The organism is Streptomyces clavuligerus (assembly GCF_005519465.1).
GTDB lineage: Bacteria > Actinomycetota > Actinomycetes > Streptomycetales > Streptomycetaceae > Streptomyces > Streptomyces clavuligerus.
The window spans coordinates 978,532-994,890 of the sequence record NZ_CP027858.1; the positions used below are offsets into that span (position 1 = coordinate 978,532).

Consider the following 16,359-nt stretch of genomic DNA (forward strand, 5'->3'; position numbering starts at 1 on the left):
ACCGGCCCGTGTGGCGGGCCCCTCCGTTCGCTCCTAACGTCGCCTCATGACACCACGACAAAAAACCCATGCCGTATATATCGGATGGAGTGCCGCGGTGGCCGCCGCCCTGGTCGCCGGGCTCGTCGGCGGGCCCGTGTCCGCCTCCGCCGCTCCGCGTTCCCACGCCGTCGGGCCCGGCGGGTCGATCCAGGAGGCGGTCGACGCGGCCCGGCCCGGGGACACGGTGGTGATCGCCCCGGGGCTCTACCGGGAGAGTGTGCGGATCACCAAGGCGCTGACCCTGCGGGGCTCGGGGCCCGGCACGGTGCTCACCCCCGGCACGGCCCGGACCCGGGCGGCGAAGGGCTGTGCCGAGGAGGGGAACGGCATCTGTGTCACCGGCACCGCGGAGCGCGAGCTCGCCGGGGTCTCTGTCCGCTCGCTCACGCTGCGCGGCTACCGCAGGACGGGGCTGTGGGCCTCCCGCACCGACCGGCTCTCCGTCCGCCGGGTGACGTCCGAGGCCAACGGCGTCTGGGGCATCGCCCAGCACCGGTCCGTCCGCTCGGTACTGAAGGGCAACACCGTCCTGGAGAACGGCGACGCGGGCATCTTCGTCGCCAACGCGATCGACGCCGAGGGCGGGGCGACCGACACCGGCGGTACCGAGATCGCGGAGAACCGGGCGGCCGGCAACCGGATCGGCGTCACCGTCCGGCGGGTGCGGAATCTGTCCGTACGGAACAACACCGTCACCGGGAACTGCGCGGGGATGTTCATCGTCGGCGACGAGTCACGGCCCGCGGCGGGCGCGATGACCGTCCGTTCCAACACCGTCGAACGGAACAACCTCTTCTGCCCGGCGACCGAGCGGCTGCCCGCCCTCCAGGGCTCCGGGATCGTCCTCACCGGCTCCGAGGCCACCGTCGTCCGGGACAACCGGGTCCGCGACAACGTGGGCACCTGGCCCATGTCCGGCGGGATCGTCCTGTTCAAGAGCTTCGTCGGCGCGGCCAACACCGACAACGTCATCGAGCGCAACGACGTCACCGGCAACTCGGCGGCCGATCTGATCGACGGCGGCGGCGGTACGGGCAACCGGTTCGCCGACAACGTCTGCGCCACGTCCCGGCCCGGCGGGATGTGCTGAACACCGCGCCCACCGGGCCAGCGGGCCCACCGCGCCCCGGACCCGCGCCCACCGCGAGGAGAGTGAAGGCCGCATGACCACCCTGAGCACCCGACCCGTCCAGACCGTCTCCCTCGACTCCGCCCCGCCCCCGGGGATGCGGCTGCGCGAACTCGCCTTCGGGGCCGCCGGGGCCGCCGCCCTGCGCGCCGCCGCCCGGCTGCGGCTGGCCGACGCGCTCGGCGACATCCCGGCGACCCCCGAGAAGCTGGCCGAGGCCGTCGGCGCCGAACCCCGGCCGCTGCTGCGGCTGCTGCGGGCCCTCGTCTGCCAGGGTGTCTTCGACGAACGGCCGGACGGCACCTTCTGCCACACCGAGATGTCCCGGATGCTGCGCGAGGACGACCCGCACAGTCTGCGGGCCATCGTGCTGTGGTGCACCGAACCCTGGACCTGGGCCGTGTGGCCCCGGCTGGACGAGGCGGCGCGCTCGGGCGGCGGCGTCTTCCAGGAGCTGTTCGGCAAGGGCTTCTTCGACCATCTCCACCAGGACGCCCCGGAGTCCGCCGCCGTCTTCAACCAGGCGATGACGGTCTCCAGCCGGCAGTCCGCCGAGGATGTCGCCGAACTCCTCGACCTCACCGGGGTGCGCTCGGTCGCCGACATCGGCGGCGGCCAGGGCCATGTCCTCGTCAGCCTGCTGGAGCGCCACCCGGAGCTGCGGGGCACCCTGCTGGACCTGCCCGACGTGGTGGCGGGCGCCGACCCGAGGCTGCGGGAGGGCGGCGAGCTGGCGGACCGGATCACGGTGCTCCCCGGCGACTGCCGCCGGGACATCCCCGTCGAGGCCGACCTCTACATCATCAAGAACATCCTGGAGTGGGACGACGACAGCACCCGGGCCACGCTGCGCAACGTGGTGGCCGCGGCCCGGCCCGGCGCCCGGGTGGTGGTGATCGAGAACCTGGTGGACGACACCCCGTCGATGCGGTTCACGACCGCCATGGACCTGCTGCTCCTGCTCAACGTCGGCGGTGCCAAGCACACCCGGGGGAGCATGGTGGAGCGGATGACGGCGGCGGGGCTCGCCCCGGAGGTCATCCGCCCCGTCAACGCCTATCTGCACGCGTTCGAGGCCGTCGTCCCCACCGGCGCCGGGGCCCTTGAGGAGGCCGCCGGGCCCTGAACGCCGACCGCCGTGCCACCGCCCCCGGCCTCTGGGAAGAGTCCGGGGGCGGTGGTGCGCGGGGCTCAGGCGGGGCCGCGCTCCCAGGTGTAGAAGCGGTGGGCCATCGCGTCCCGGGGGCCGCGCCAGGTCTGTGGGTCGTAGGGGCTGACGAACTCGGTCAGCCGCTCGCACAGACCGCGGAACTCCGGGTGGTCGCCCACCCCGGCGATGGCCGGCCCCGGCGGCCGGTCCGCCTCGATGAGGTGCATGTAGACATCGCCGAACTGGAAGAGGCTGCGGCGGCGGACCCCGACGAGACGCGGCAGTTCACCGCCGTCGGAGTCCGCGAAGAGCCGGGCGATGCCCTCGGCCGAGCCCGGTGCCATCCGGGCCACCACGAGGGCCTGGTGTACGGGGGCTGTGGTCATGGTCGCGCTCCCGTCAGTTGGCCGGGGACGGGCTGCGCGGCTCGTCCCGCCGCTGGTGCCGCGCCTCGATCCGGTCCCGGATCAGCGCCATCTGGATCTTGGAGTTGCGGTTGATGTTCTCGGTCATCCAGGCGTCGTCGACGGGGGCCTCCGGCTTCATCGCGAAGTCCTGCCGCCAGTGCATCCGGGTGCCGCCGGGCACCTCGCTGTACTCCCAGTGGATGTCCATGTGCTGGAACGGGCCGGTCTCCACCCGGCGGGCGCGGACCGTGCGGCTCGCCCGGTCGGGGGTGCGCTCGGAGACCCAGCTCCAGATCTTGCCGTTCTCGTCGGGGTGCATGGTCAGCCGGAAGGTGGTCGTGTCGCCCGTGCGGTCCAGCACCTCCACGGAGGCGTACTCGCTGAACAGCCGGGGCCAGTTCGCCAGATCGTTGGTGATCTCCCAGACGACGTCCAGGGGGGCGTTGACGGTGATCTCGTTCTCGGTGTGTCCGGGCACCTCAGGCTCCGCTCTTGGTCAGTGATGAGTTCACGAGGTCGAGGAAGGCCCCGGGGGTGGGGCACTTCTCGGCGTCCACGGGCATGGTGATGCCGTGCCGGTTCTCCAGCGCGGCGACGATGCCGAGCAGGCCCAGCGAGTCCAGGCCGTACTCCTCGAACGAGGTGTCGGGCCGGTCCGCGAGGTCGGTCGGCTCGACCTGTATGCCGGCGTTCTGCCGCATCAGGCCGGCCAGTTCCTCCGGGGTGATGGGCTCAGTCATGCGTTCACTCCTTCTCGGGTGGGGGTGCGGGGGCGCGGTCGGCGGCGCGCAGCACCAGGGCCGCGTTCGACCCCATCAGCCCCCGGCTGAGGACCAGCGCGGTGCGCAGCGGCGCCGGGCGGGCCTTGCCGGTGACGATGTCGAGGTCGTGACAGACGTCGAACACGTTGGGGGTCGGGGGGACGGCGCCGTGTTCCAGGGCGAGGACCGCGGCGGCGGCGTCGAGCACGGGGCCGCCGCAGTACGCCCGTCCGATACCGGTCTTGGGGGCGGTGACCGGCACCCGGCGGCCGTGCGCGCCGAGCGCGTCGGTGAGGGCCAGGGCCTCGGCGCGGTCGGCCGCGGGGACACCGAGGGCGTCGGCGAAGACGACGTCGACCTCCTCGGGGGCGCATCCGGCCTGCCGCAGGGCGCCCTCGACGGCGCGGGCCAGCCCTTCGCGGGAGTCCTCCCAGCGGCCCGCGCCGGTGAAGGTGGCCGCGTGACCGGCGACGACGGCGCGGGGCACGGCGCCGCGCGCGAGGGCCGCGCCCTCCTCCTCGACGACGAGCATCGCCCCGCCCTCGGCGGGGACGAAGCCGCATGCCTCGGAGGTGAAGGGCCGGTAGGCGCGGGCCGGGTCCTCGCAGGTGCTCAGGTCCGCGTAGCCGAGCTGGCAGACCATCGAGTAGGGCGCGAGCGGGGCCTCCGCGGAGCCGACGACGACGGCCGCCGTGCCGCGGGCGATGGACCCGGCGGCGTGGGCGATGGCGTCGAGCCCCCCGGCCTCGTCGCTGCACACCACGGCGCAGGGGCCCTTGAAGCCGCCCCGGATGGAGACCTGGCCGGTGCTGGCGGCGTAGAACCAGGCGATGGACTGGTAGGGGCCGACGAAGCGGGAGCCCCGGCCCCAGAGGTTCTGGAGTTCCCGCTGCCCGAACGCGCCGCCGCCGGAGCCGGAGGCGGTGACCACGCCGATGCCGTAGGGGTCGTCCTGGTAGTCGGCGCGCCCCAGCCGGGCGTCGGCGAGGGCGAGGTCGGCGGCGGCCATGGCGAAGTGGGTGAAGCGGTCGGTCTGCACCAGGAAGCGCTCCTCGACCAGGCTCGCGGGCTCCAGGTCGCGCACCTCGCCGCCGACCCGCAGGGGCAGGTCCCCGCAGCCCTCGCGGGTGATCCGGTCGAGCAGGCAGAGTCCTTCCCGGGTCGCCTTCCAGAACACGTCGGCGCCGATGCCGTTGGGGGCGACGACGCCGATGCCGGTGACGACGGTGCGGCGGCCGGGTCCCCGGGGCATCGGAGCGGGCCTCCGGTTCGACGGGTCGGTCATGGCGCCCTCCCACTGGGTCGGGTCAGCACGACCGCGGACTGGAACCCGCCGAACCCGCTGCCCACGGAGAGCACATGGCGCAGTCTGCGGGGGCGGGCGGTGCGTGGCACGTAGTCCAGGTCGCACTCGGGGTCGGGGGTCTGGTAGTTGGCGGTCGGCGGCACCACCTGGTGGTCCATGGCGAGGACGCAGGCGACGAGTTCGATCGCGCCGATGGCGCCGAGGGAGTGGCCCACCATGGACTTGATGGAGCTCATGGGGGTGCGGTGGGCGTGCGCGCCGAGGGAGCGTTTGACCGCGGCGGTCTCATGGCGGTCGTTCTGCTGGGTGCCGGAGCCGTGGGCGTTGACGTAGTCGATGTCGGTGCGGTCGACGCGGGCGTGGTCCAGGGCGAGGCCGATGGCGCGGGCCATCTCCAGGCCCTCCCGGGTGAGGCCGGTCATGTGGTACGCGTTGCCGAAGGTGGCGTAGCCGCCGATCTCGCAGTGGACGGTGGCGCCGCGGGCGCGGGCGTGTTCCAGCTCCTCCAGGACGAGGACGGCTCCGCCCTCGCCCATGACGAAGCCGTCGCGGTGGGCGTCGAACGGCCGGGAGGCGTGCTCCGGGTCGTCGTTGTTGGGCGAGGTGGCCTTGATGGCGTCGAAGCAGGCCACGGTGATCGGGGATATGGGCGAGTCGGTGGCGCCGGTGACGCAGATGTCGGCGCGGCCCTCCTCGATGGCCTGGAAGGCGTAGCCGACGGCGTCCAGGCCGGAGGTGCAGCCGGTGGAGACGGTCTGCACCGGTCCCCGGGCACCGATCTGTTCGGCCACGGCCGAGGCGAGGGTGGAGGGGGAGAACGCGCGGTGCAGATGGGGGTCGGCCGCCGTGGGGTCGACGTCCCAGCGGGCGCCCCGCCGGGAGACGGCGACATAGTCGTGTTCCAGCCGGGTGGTGCCGCCGACGGCGGTGCCGAGGGAGACCGCGATCCGCCAGGGGTCCTCGGTGCCGGGGTCGAGCCCGGCGTCCCGTATCGCCTCCCGGGCGGCGACCAGCGCGAACTGGATGTAGCGGTCCGCGCGGGCGGTGTCCTCGGGCCCGAGTCCGTGCGCGGCCGGGTCGAAGTCGACCTCGGCGGCGATCCGGGAGCGGAACCCCGTCGGGTCGAAGAGGGTGATGCCGCGCGTGGCCGTGCGGCCCGCGGCGAGCAGTTCCCAGAAGGCCGGGGTGCCGACGCCGCCGGGGGCGACGACGCCGACCCCGGTGACCGCGACCCGGCGTCTCACGACACCACCCCCGAGCGCTGCGGGGGGCTGTCCGCGGCGCCCCCGGCCGGTTCCGCCGTGTCCTCGGTGTTCTCGGCGTTCTCGGTGTTCTCGGTGTTCTCGGTGTCCACATGGCCCAGCTCCGGCCGGGGCGCCAGCGGGCCGAGGTGGAAGACCATCCGGGCCTCGTGGTCGCCGACGTTGCGGAAGCGGTGGCGCACGTTCAGCGGGATCATCAGCCCCTGGTCGGGGCGCATCGGATGGGTGACCCCGTCCAGGTCCACTTCGAGGAGCCCCTGGACCACATAGACGAACTCCTCGGAGTACGGGTGGTAGTGCTCGCCGATGCGCTCCCCGGGCTGCATGATCGCCAGTCCCATGAATCCGCTGGTCGAGCCCACGGCGGTGGGGGTGAGCAGGGCACGCAGATCGCCGCCGCGCCGGGTGTTGGGCCGGGACTCGCTCAGGTCGACGATGCGGGGGCCGGTCGTGGTCATGGTGTTCTTCCTCCAGTGGCGGTGCCGGGGCGGCGCGTCAGGACTCGGGGGCGGCGAGCCGGTCGGTGATCAGTTGCATGTCGGAGCCGGTGACGAAGCGGGCGAGGTCCCGTCGGCCGCCGCGGCCGAGGGCCGCCCCGTCGGCGAGGAGCCGGCCGAGGACGGCCGCCTTGCGGGGGCCCTGGACCCCGAGGGCCAGCTCGGGGTGGTCCTCCAGCGGCCCTTCGACGTCGATGAGCCGGACGACGATGTCGTCGCGGTGGAAGACGGTGCTGCCGGCCACGGGGCCCGCCGGGTCGTCGGCCGCCAGCTCGTCCTGCCGGGAGAGCAGCCGGGCCACGGCGAGGCCGCAGTCCTTCTTGGCGCGGTAGAGGAGGGCGTGCCGGTTGACCTCGTCGGGTCCGCGTCCGTCGGCGCTGACGTGGTGGACGGCGGGGAGCGCGGCGCGGGTGAAGAAGAGCCGGGCCGAGTTGCCGTCGTCGAGGTCCCGGTCCTGCTCCAGATAGGGGTTGATGGCCTCCTCGACGGCCCGTACCTCGGGCTGCCGGGCGACATGGCGCAGGGCGGCCATCAGATCGCCCTGGACCTCGATGGCGCGGACCACCCGGTTGCCGTGCATGAAGAGGGAGGTGCGGCGGAGCCGGGTCTGGTCGTCCACCCGGGCGGACGGCGAGCTGTACCCGGCGAGGATCTTCGCCACGGCCTGCTCGCTGCCGGGCTTGACGGTGAAGGTCAGCGCGTGGCGGACGACTCCGTCACCGACCCGGGGGAAGGGCTGGAGGCCGCCTCTGGGCTGCCGCTGCCGCCCGCCGCCGGGCTCCGGACCGGTCTCGAACGCCTGGCCGGTCTCCCGCAGCACGCTGAACCGCAGCGAGCGGGTGTCCCGGACACAGCTGTGCAGGGGCATGACCGTTCTGACGTGTTCCTCGCTGTTGACCCAGGCGAGGAAGGGGGGCGCGCTCTCCCATTCGCTGGTGATCAGCCACTGGGAGGGGTTCTCGATGGACTGGCAGAGCTGGTCGCTGATGTGGCCCGGCACCGACGCCACATGGTTGCGCATGTGCTCGTAGGCGTCGAGGAACTGCTTCTGGCATCCGTCGTAGAGATCCAGCAGCAGGACGACCCGGAGCCGGGAGCCGTCGAAGGCGGACTGCGCTATACGTTCGGACAACGTCGTCATTCCTCTTCACTCCTTCGCGACCGCGGCGCCGCCTCGGAAAGGGCCCGTCGCCGGTCATCGGTGGAAGCGCCGCCGTGCGCGGTGGTCGGCCGGCGCGGCGGCTGCGGGTGAGCCGCCCGGGGTCCCGGGGCGCTCCCGTGAACCGATCGTGATGCGGCACCACGTGTGGCGCGAGAGATGGGCACCGTACGAGTGAATGGGCGGGGCAAGCGGGCCCATGACGGGCACACAGATTCCATGCAAGGGACCGCTGAGAACGCCAAGAAATCCGAGACCGCCGACCTGAGGGTGCCGATCCTGATCGTGGGCGGGTCCCTGGTGGGCCTGTCCGCCTCGATGTTCCTGAGCCGTCACGGTGTGGGGCATCTGCTGGTGGAGAAGCACGCGGGGACCTCCACGCATCCGCGCGGGCGGGGCATCAACGTCCGCTCGATGGAGCTGTTCCGCCGGGCGGGGGTGGAGCGGGACATCCGCGCGGCGGCGGCCGTGCTGGCGCCGAACCACGGCATCCTCCAGGCCGCCTCGCTGACCGGCGACGACCAGTCGTGGCTGTTCAAGGAGATCGACCCGGGTGGCGGGCTGTCCCGGATCAGCCCCGCGAGCTGGTGTCTGTGCAGCCAGAACGACATCGAACCGGTACTGGCGAAACGTTCCGCCGAGGCGGGTGCCCAGCTCCGGTTCGGTACCGGGCTGCTCTCCTTCACCCAGGACCCGACGGGGGTGAGCGCCCTGGTGGCGGACCGGGCGACCGGGGAGCGGACCACCGTACGGGCGGACTACCTGGTCGCGGCCGACGGTCCGCGCAGCCCCGTGCGGGAGGCCCTGCGCATCGGCCAGAGCGGGTCCGGCGAGCTGTTCCACAATGTGAGCCTGACGTTCACCTCGCGCGGGCTCATCGACATCGTCGGCGACCGGCGTTTCATCGTCTGCTATCTGACGGCGCCGGGCGCGGACGGGGCGCTGCTGCCCGTGGACAACGCCGAGCGGTGGGTGTTCCACGCGCCCTGGCACCCGGAGCGCGGGGAGACGCTGGAGGAGTTCACCGACGAGCGCTGCCGGCAGCACATCCGGCGCGCGGTCGGGGCACCGGACCTGGATGTGGAGATCACCGGGAAGGCCCCGTGGCACGCCGCCGAACGGGTGGCCCGGCGCTATGGCGCGGGCCGGGTGCTGCTGGCCGGGGACGCGGCGCACGAGATGTCCCCGACGGGCGCCTTCGGCTCCAACACCGGCATCCAGGACGCCCACAACCTGGCCTGGAAGCTGGCGGCGGTCCTGAAGGGCTGGGCCGGGCAGGGCCTGATCGACACCTATGGACAGGAGCGGCTGCCGGTGGCGCGGGCGACCGGCGAACGGGCCTCGGCGCGCTCGGCCGAGCACAGCCACCCCGGGTACGCGGCCCCGGTGCTGCCCGGCGGCCCGCGCGGCGGGGTGCTGACCGTCGCGATGGGCTACGGCTATCCGGCGGGCGCCGTCATCGGGGTGGACCCGGCCCGCCCGGTGGTCCCGGACCGGCTCGCGCTGACCGGGGAGCCCGGGACGCGCGCCCCGCATCTGTGGGTGCGCCGGGACGGCGAGCGGCTGTCGACGCTCGATCTGTACGAACGCTCGATGGTGCTGCTGTGCGGTGAGGGGGCGGTGTGGCGCGATGCCGCGCACAAGGCGGCGGCCCGGCTCTCCGTGCCGCTGGACGTGTACGCCGTCGGCGACGGGCCGCTCGCCGATCTGGTGCCGGAGGAGGGGTGCGACTGGACGGCCACCCATGGGACGACGGCGGAGGGCGCGCTGCTGGTCCGCCCGGACGGCTTTGTCGCCTGGCGCTCGCCGGGCGGCGCGCTGGACCCGGAGAAGGCGGTCGAGGAGGCGCTGGCCGACATCCTCAGACTGCGCTAGGGAGTGCCGGGGGGTGGGGGCGCACGGTGGGGGCGGAGGTCACACGCGTGACGAGATTTACCCAAAGGGGTCACGCGGGTGACCTTCGCGTTCTACCGTGCGCGGATGGCCCACCGGTTGCGGGAGGTGTAGAAAGAGGACATGGCCGCACGTTACGGTCGCCCACGCTCGGTTCTGCGGATGCGGACCGTGGCCGGGCAGGTCTTCCTCCTCCAAGTGGTGATCGTGCTGCTGCTCGTCGCGGCGGGCATCGTCGCGCTGGTGCTCCAGGCGCACGCGGACAGCGAACGGGAGGCCGTCCACCGCTCCGAGTCCGTGGCCTCGACCTTCGCCAGCGCACCGGGGGTCGCCGCCGCGCTGCGGAGCCCGGACCCGACGGCGCTGCTCCAGCCCAGCGCCGAGGAGGCCAGGCGGCGCTCCGAGGTCGACTTCATCTCGGTACTGAGCACCGAGGGCATCCGCTACACCCACCCCGCGCCGGACGGGATCGGCAAGAAGTTCATCGGCGACTTCACCCCGGCGCTCCACGGCGAAGTGGTCACCCAGCAGCTCACGGGCTCCATCGGGGAGATCGTCCAGGCGGTGGTCCCCGTCTGGGGACCGGACCGGAAGGTGGTCGGCCTGGTCGCCGCCGGGGTGACGATCTCCAAGGTCAACACGGTCGTGGAGGACCAGTTCCCGCTGCTGTTCGGGGTGAGCGCGGTGGTCCTGCTGCTGACCACCGGCGGCACCGCGCTGGTCACCCGGCGGCTGCGGCGGCAGACCCACGGTCTGGGGCCGGAGGAGATGACCCGGATGTACGAGCACCACGACGCCGTGCTGCACGCGGTGCGCGAAGGGGTGCTCATCGTGGGCGACGGGGGGCGGCTGCTGCTCGTCAACGACGAGGCCCGGCGGCTCCTCGGGCTGCCCGCGGCCGTCGAGGGCCGCCGCGTCGCCGATCTCGGCCTCGACCCGTCGACCGCGCGGCTGCTGGCGTCCGGCCGGGTCGTCACCGACGAGGTGCACCAGGTCGGGGACCGGCTGCTCGCCGTCAACCAGCGTCCCACCGACCGCGACGGCGGCCCGCCCGGCAGTGTGGCCACCCTCCGGGACACCACCGAGCTGCGGGCGCTCACCGGCCGGGCGGACGTGGCCAGGGCCCGGCTCAAACTGCTGTACGACGCGGGGGCCGAGATCGGCACCACCCTCGATGTGCAGCGCACCTGCGAGGAGCTGGCGGGCTTCACCGTGGGCCGGTTCGCCGACTTCGCCACCGTCGACCTGGTGGACGCGGTGCTGCGGGGCGAGGAGCCGCGGGCGACCGGGGCGGGCGAGGAGATGCGGCGGGTCGCGGTGGGCGGGCTCGGCGACGAGACCGCCCACTTCGCCCTCGGCACCACCATCCGCTATCTGACGACGACCCGCATGGGCGCCGGGCTCAACCAGGGCGAGGGCATCCTGGAACGGGAGCTGCCCGCGTACGACGGCTGGCAGCAGCAGTCCCCCGAACGCGCCGCCCGGCTGGTGGCGGCGGGCTTCCACTCGATGATCGCGGTACCGCTGCGGGCGCGCGGGGCGATCCTCGGCGTGGCGATGTTCTGGCGTTCGCAGACACCCGAACCCTTCGAGGAGGAGGACCGCTCCCTCGCCGAGGAGCTGGTGGCCCGCGCCGCGGTCAGCGTCGACAACGCCCGCCGCTACAGCCGCGAGCACACGATGGCGGTGGCGCTCCAGCGCAGTCTGCTGCCCCGGACGCTGCCCGAGCAGAGCGCCCTCGACATCGCCTCCCGCTACCGCCCCGCCCAGGCGGGCGCCGGGGGGCTCGGCGGCGTCGGCGGCGACTGGTTCGACATCATCCCGCTGCCGGGGGCACGGGTGGCGCTCGTGGTGGGCGACGTGGTGGGCCACGGGCTGCACGCGGCGGCCACCATGGGGCGGCTGCGGACGGCGGTGCACAACTTCTCCACGCTGGACCTGCCGCCGGACGAGCTGCTGTGGCACCTGGACGAGCTGGTGGCCCGTCTCGACCAGGACGAGACGGGGAACGGGGCCGAGGCGGGGGTCACCGGCGCGACCTGTCTCTACGCCATCTACGACCCCTCGTCCGGCCGGTGCACGGTGGCGCGCGCGGGCCATCTCCAGCCGCTGGTGCTGCGCCCCGACGGCTCCGCCTTCTTCGCGGAGGTGCCGGGCGGGCCGCCGCTGGGGCTCGGCGGGATGCCGTACGAGACCCTGGACGTGGACCTGCCCGAGGGCAGTTCGCTGGTGCTGTACACGGACGGCTTGGTCGAGGACCGCGAACGGGACATGGACGAGGGGCTCGACCTGCTGCGGCGGACCGTCGGGGGGCATCCGGAGCGCACCCCGGACGAGATCTGCGACGCGGTGCTCGGCGCGCTGCTGCCACAGCGCCCCCGGGACGACGTCGCCCTGCTGGTGGGCCGGGCCCGCAGGCTGGAGTCCGACCGGGTGGCCGAGTGGGACGTCCCGTCGGACCCGTCGGCGGTGGGCGAGGTGCGGTCGGCGGTGACCCGGCGGCTGACCGACTGGGGCATGGGGGAGGAGGCGTTCACGACCGAGCTGATCCTCAGTGAGCTGGTGACCAACGCGATCCGCTACGCCGCGGGCCCGATCCGGGTGCGGCTGATCCGGGACCGTACGCTGATCTGCGAGGTGTCGGACCACAGCAGTACGTCGCCGCATCTGCGGCAGGCGGCGAGCACCGACGAGGGGGGCCGGGGGCTCTTCCTCGTGGCCCAGTTCGCGGACCGCTGGGGGACCCGTTACACCGTGGACGGCAAGGTGATCTGGACGGAGCAGCCGCTCTCGGGACCGGACGCGGAGGCGGGGCCGGAGTCCGGCGCGCAGCCGGGCGCGGGGGTCTGAGCGGCGCGGACGGCGGGGCGGCGTGAGGGACGGGGGCGGCGTGAACGGCACGGATGGCGCGGGCGGTGCGGGCGCTACGGCCCGCGCGGACGGCAGTGTGAGCGGCGCGGGCGGTGCGGACGGTGCGGTGGGCGCGAGCCGCCCGGATGGCGGCGGGGCCCGCGCGGATGCCGGTGCGGGCGGCGCAGGCGGTACGAGCGGTACGGCCCGCGCGGACGGCCGTGCGAACAGCACAGGCAGTGCGGGCGGCGGGGGCGGCGGGGTGCGGGCCCTGTGGATCGGCGGGCCGCCCGCGGCGGGCAAGACCACGGTGGCGAGGCTGCTGGCGCGCCGCCGCGGGCTGCGCCGGTACAGCGCGGACGCGCACACCTGGAGCCACCGGGACCGGGCCCTCGCGGCGGGACATCCGGCCGCCGTGCGCTGGGAGGCGCTGCCCCGGGCCGAGCGGTGGGCCGCGCCGCCCGCCGAGCTGCTGGCCATGTCGCTGCACCACGAGCGCGGCCCGATGGTCGCCGACGACGTCCGGGCGCTGCCGGCCGCGCCGCCCGCGGTGGTCGAGGGCACCCCCGTCACGCCGTCGGTCGCGGGGGTCGGCCGACACGCGCTCTGGCTGCTGCCGACCCGCCGGGTCCAGCGGGAACGGCTGGCCGAACGGGGCCTGGACCCGGGGCCGCTGGCCCTGTACGCGCAACTCGTCGACACCATCGAGGACGAGGTGGAACGGTACGGGGGCGCGGTGCTGCGGGTCGACGGCCGCCGCAGTGTCGAGGAGACCCTGGCCGAGGTCGAGCGCCACTTCGGCGACGCCCTGGCGGCGGGCGCCGCCTCCGCCGAGGAGCGCGGGGCGCTGCTGCGGTACGCGAACGGCGCCCTCGCGGAGCAGTACCGCGCCTTCGCCGCCCGGCCGTGGGCGCCGGGCGACGCGACGGCGACGGTGCTCGGCTTCGCCTGCGAGTGCGGCGCCCCGGCCTGCGCGGCGGACGTCCCCCTGTCCGTCCGCGCCTACGGCACCGGCCCGGCGCTGGCCCCGGGCCACCGCGCACCGCAGCGGTGACGACGGCGCACCCGCCGGTCAGGGGGCGAGCAGCCGGGTGCCGCAGTGGAGGTTCCAGCGGCCCGCGCGGGAGGTCAGGCCGGTGAGGGTCAGCGGGGCCGGGTCCAGGCGCCAGAAGACGGCGGCGGGCAGGTCCAGGGCGTGGACGAGGAGGGCGCGGACGACGGCGGGGTCGACCACCGCGAGGAGGCGTCCGCCGCCGGGGGGCAGCGCGTCCAGCCAGGTCCCGGCACGGGCGATCAGGGCGGTGAGGGGGTCGCCGCCGTGCGGGGCGGCCGACGGGTCGCTCAACCAGCGGGCCACGCCCTCGGGTTCGGCCGCGCTCACCTCCGCGAGGGTCCGGCCCTGCCAGCGGCCCATCCCCCAGTCCGCGAGCGCGGGCACCGGCTCCGCCGCGAGCCCCAGCGCCTCGGCGGTCTCCCGGCACCGCAGGGAGGGCCCGGCGAGGGCCCGTCCGGCGGGCGGCAGGGCACCGGCCGCCGCCCGGGCGGCGGCCGAACCCGCCGGGTCCAGCGGGACGTCCGCCGCGAACCGGGCCTCCCGCAGTGCCGCGTTCACCGCCGGGGTGATCAACGCCAGTCGTAGAGTTCCCGCCGCCTTCGCCGTCATCGCCGTTTCCCCCGCCGTACGTAGTGTTTTCGGCCACGGCGCACCGTGGCGGCGCCCGCCCGCACACGATACGGTCACGTGTACATGACGAGATGACGGAAGTCCGGTGGGAATCCGGCACGGTCGCGCCACTGTGTCCACCCCGTACGCGGGGCGGGGGAGTCAGACCCGGTGTCTCGTCCCAGCGCACCGCACCAGGCACCACGATCGGGACGCGTGTTCCCCAGGAGGTTCCACCATGGCCCAGACCACCGCTCCGGCCCCTGCCGCGGCACCGGCCATCACCCCCATATCGCTCAGGGAGATCGCCCCCTGGGCCGCCTTCTTCGGCGTACTGATGCTGATCCTGCTCTACTTCGTCGGCGCGGAGCAGGGCGCCACCGCCGTGTTCGCGGGCGATACCGTCCATGAGTGGGTCCACGACGGACGCCACCTGCTCGGCTTCCCCTGCCACTGAACCCGGGGGAACCACACCTTCATGAACTCCACATCTGTCCGGGCCCTGCTGGTGCGCGGCATGCTCGCCGGGCTGGTCGCGGGAGCCGCCGCCCTGCTGGTGGCGTACTTCCTCGGCGAGGGCCCGGTGGACGCGGCGATCGCCTTCGAGGAGGCGAACAGCCATGAGCACGGCGGCGACGCGCCGGTCAGCCGGGCCGTGCAGGCCACGGCGGGGCTCGCGACCGGGGTCCTGGTCTTCGGTGTCGCGATCGGCGGCATCGCGGCCCTCGCCCACTGCGTCGCCCTCGGCCGGATCGGCCGCTTCGGGCCGCGTGCCACGGCCGCGCTGGTGGCGCTGGGCGCGCTGGTCACGGTGTACGTGGTGCCGTATCTGAAGTACCCGCCGAACCCGCCGGCCGTCGGCGACCCGGGCACCATCGGCCAACGCACCGCGCTCTACTTCCTGATGGTCGTGCTCAGTGTGCTGCTCGCGGTCGCGGCGGTGCTGCTGGGGCAGCGGCTGGCGCCGGGCCTCGGGAACGGGAACGCGGCGGTGGCGGCAGTGGCCGCCTTCGTCGTGGCGGTGGGGCTGGCGTTCGCGTTCCTGCCCTCCTTCGACGAGGTGCCGAAGGGGTTCCCGGCCACGGTGGTCTGGGAGTTCCGGCTGGCGACGCTCGCCGTCCACACCACGCTGTGGGCGGTGTACGGGCTGGTCTTCGGCCTGCTGGCGGAGCGGCTGCTCACCCCGGGCACGGCGGCTTCCGCGTCCGGCCGCGGCGGCGCGCGGACACCCGCCGCCCGACGCTGACCCGACGCCGACCCGACGTCGACCCGGTGTGCCGGGTACGCCCGCCCCGCCCGGGGCCCATGGTTTCCGGGCGGGGCGGGCGTCCGTTTCCTTCAAGACCCCCGGCGCGGGCCCGGCCTAGGTTGGGCCCATGACTCCACAGCTCGACGCCATCGGCATCGTCACCTCCGATCTGCCCGCATCGCTCGCCTTCTACCGCCGTCTCGGCCTGGACATCCCGGCCGGGGCGGAGTCCGCCCCGCATGTCGAGGTGACCCTGCCGGGCGGGACACGGGTCCTGTGGGACACGGAGGAGACCGTCCGCTCCTTCGACCCGTCCTGGACCCGCCCCGAGGGCGGCGACCGCACCGCCCTCGCCTTCCGCTGCGCGGACCCCGCCGAGGTGGACGCGGTCTACGCCGGCCTGACCGCCGCCGGTCACCGGGGCCATCTGGCCCCGTGGGACGCCGCGTGGGGACAGCGCTACGCGGTCGTCCTGGACCCGGACGGCCTGGGCGTCCAGCTCTTCGCGAACACCGAGGCGTAGCCCGTGCGCCCGCCGCCCCACCGGGATCGGGTGCGCCTCTGGCCCTTGGGCCCGGGGCACGGGCGGCGGGCTCCCGCTCCCGCTCCCGCGAACGGGCTGTACCAGGAGCATACGAAGGCGCCCCCGCGAGCAGGCGATGGCACCGGCCACGCGCGGGGAGGCAGGGGAATCGCCCCCGGCGGAGCAGGTGGGGAGACCTCCGCGCACGGACTCCCTCCCCGCCCGGGGCACAGCGGATACCGGCACCACACACCCAGCGGCGTGCGGAGGATGCCGCCTCCCGCGCCCAGGGGGTGCGGAGAATCGCCCCCACGCGAGGGAGGGCCCCGGCACACAGGCACTCGCACTCGCACTCGCCCGTCGGCACTCCCCCGCGAGCGGAAGGTGCCCCGGCCCTCGCTCAAGCGCCCGGCGAACCCCCGCCCGGGGCACATCTGGAAGTCACCCCCGGCGGAACGCGAGAGAAGT

The 16,359-nt window shown here is 74.4% G+C and carries 16 protein-coding genes; 8 read left to right on the forward strand and 8 right to left on the reverse strand.

Annotated features, from left to right (window positions below):
* The first annotated feature begins 46 nt into the window (after positions 1-46).
* Positions 47-1,132 (forward strand): right-handed parallel beta-helix repeat-containing protein, encoded by a 1,086-nt coding sequence (locus CRV15_RS03940; RefSeq protein ID WP_003962255.1) that lies wholly within the window; start codon positions 47-49, stop codon positions 1,130-1,132.
* Between the two features lie 73 nt (positions 1,133-1,205).
* Positions 1,206-2,297 carry a methyltransferase gene (locus CRV15_RS03945; protein WP_003962254.1) on the forward strand — a complete coding sequence of 364 codons (1,092 nt, stop codon included), beginning with the start codon at positions 1,206-1,208 and terminating at the stop codon, positions 2,295-2,297.
* 65 nt (positions 2,298-2,362) lie between these two features.
* On the opposite strand, the gene CRV15_RS03950 is transcribed toward CRV15_RS03945, so the two are convergent.
* The 7 genes from CRV15_RS03950 to CRV15_RS03980 are packed head-to-tail and all read right to left on the reverse strand — an operon-like array spanning position 2,363 to position 7,695.
* Positions 2,363-2,707: a TcmI family type II polyketide cyclase gene (locus tag CRV15_RS03950; protein WP_003962253.1), complete on the reverse strand. Its 345-nt coding sequence runs from the start codon at positions 2,705-2,707 to the stop codon at positions 2,363-2,365.
* Positions 2,708-2,720: 13 nt separating this feature from the next.
* Positions 2,721-3,206 (reverse strand): SRPBCC family protein, encoded by a 486-nt coding sequence (locus tag CRV15_RS03955; RefSeq protein WP_003962252.1) that lies wholly within the window; start codon positions 3,204-3,206, stop codon positions 2,721-2,723.
* Between the two features lies 1 nt (position 3,207).
* Positions 3,208-3,468 carry an acyl carrier protein gene (locus CRV15_RS03960; RefSeq protein ID WP_003962251.1) on the reverse strand — a complete coding sequence of 87 codons (261 nt, stop codon included), beginning with the start codon at positions 3,466-3,468 and terminating at the stop codon, positions 3,208-3,210.
* Positions 3,469-3,472: 4 nt separating this feature from the next.
* Positions 3,473-4,774, reverse strand: a complete 1,302-nt coding sequence (locus CRV15_RS03965; RefSeq protein WP_003962250.1) for a beta-ketoacyl synthase N-terminal-like domain-containing protein — start codon at positions 4,772-4,774, stop codon at positions 3,473-3,475.
* Positions 4,771-6,039, reverse strand: a complete 1,269-nt coding sequence (locus CRV15_RS03970; RefSeq protein ID WP_003962249.1) for a beta-ketoacyl-[acyl-carrier-protein] synthase family protein — start codon at positions 6,037-6,039, stop codon at positions 4,771-4,773. Before CRV15_RS03970 ends, CRV15_RS03965 begins: the two co-directional genes overlap by 4 nt.
* Positions 6,036-6,515 (reverse strand): cupin domain-containing protein, encoded by a 480-nt coding sequence (locus CRV15_RS03975; RefSeq protein WP_003962248.1) that lies wholly within the window; start codon positions 6,513-6,515, stop codon positions 6,036-6,038. The genes CRV15_RS03970 and CRV15_RS03975 overlap by 4 nt, the downstream gene beginning before the upstream one ends.
* 37 nt (positions 6,516-6,552) lie before the next feature.
* Positions 6,553-7,695, reverse strand: a complete 1,143-nt coding sequence (locus CRV15_RS03980) for a SchA/CurD-like domain-containing protein (protein WP_003962247.1) — start codon at positions 7,693-7,695, stop codon at positions 6,553-6,555.
* A gap of 237 nt (positions 7,696-7,932) precedes the next feature.
* Here CRV15_RS03980 and CRV15_RS03985 point away from each other — a divergent pair, with 237 nt between their 5' ends.
* The 3 genes from CRV15_RS03985 to CRV15_RS03995 all read left to right on the forward strand — a co-directional run bounded on the left by CRV15_RS03985 (position 7,933) and on the right by CRV15_RS03995 (position 13,510).
* The gene (locus tag CRV15_RS03985) at positions 7,933-9,588 is read left to right on the forward strand and encodes an FAD-dependent oxidoreductase (RefSeq protein ID WP_009997832.1); all 1,656 of its coding nucleotides are present in this window, start codon (positions 7,933-7,935) and stop codon (positions 9,586-9,588) included.
* A gap of 141 nt (positions 9,589-9,729) precedes the next feature.
* Complete coding sequence (locus CRV15_RS03990; RefSeq protein ID WP_003962245.1) at positions 9,730-12,456, forward strand: SpoIIE family protein phosphatase; 2,727 nt, start codon at positions 9,730-9,732, stop codon at positions 12,454-12,456.
* A gap of 40 nt (positions 12,457-12,496) precedes the next feature.
* A complete protein-coding gene (locus CRV15_RS03995; RefSeq protein ID WP_230864177.1) occupies positions 12,497-13,510 on the forward strand; it encodes a hypothetical protein in 1,014 nt (337 codons plus the stop codon).
* Between the two features lie 18 nt (positions 13,511-13,528).
* Here CRV15_RS03995 and CRV15_RS04000 read toward each other — a convergent pair whose 3' ends face one another.
* Positions 13,529-14,119 (reverse strand): histidine phosphatase family protein, encoded by a 591-nt coding sequence (locus CRV15_RS04000; RefSeq protein WP_003962243.1) that lies wholly within the window; start codon positions 14,117-14,119, stop codon positions 13,529-13,531.
* Between the two features lie 238 nt (positions 14,120-14,357).
* Here CRV15_RS04000 and CRV15_RS04005 point away from each other — a divergent pair, with 238 nt between their 5' ends.
* The 3 genes from CRV15_RS04005 (at position 14,358) to CRV15_RS04015 (ending at position 15,891) form a co-directional block, all read left to right on the forward strand.
* Positions 14,358-14,576 (forward strand): CbtB domain-containing protein, encoded by a 219-nt coding sequence (locus CRV15_RS04005; protein WP_003962242.1) that lies wholly within the window; start codon positions 14,358-14,360, stop codon positions 14,574-14,576.
* Between the two features lie 21 nt (positions 14,577-14,597).
* Entirely contained in the window at positions 14,598-15,365 is a 768-nt protein-coding gene (locus CRV15_RS04010; RefSeq protein ID WP_003962241.1) for a CbtA family protein, read from the forward strand.
* A 130-nt stretch (positions 15,366-15,495) separates the two neighbouring features.
* Entirely contained in the window at positions 15,496-15,891 is a 396-nt protein-coding gene (locus tag CRV15_RS04015; protein WP_003962240.1) for a VOC family protein, read from the forward strand.
* Positions 15,892-16,359: the final 468 nt, after the last annotated feature.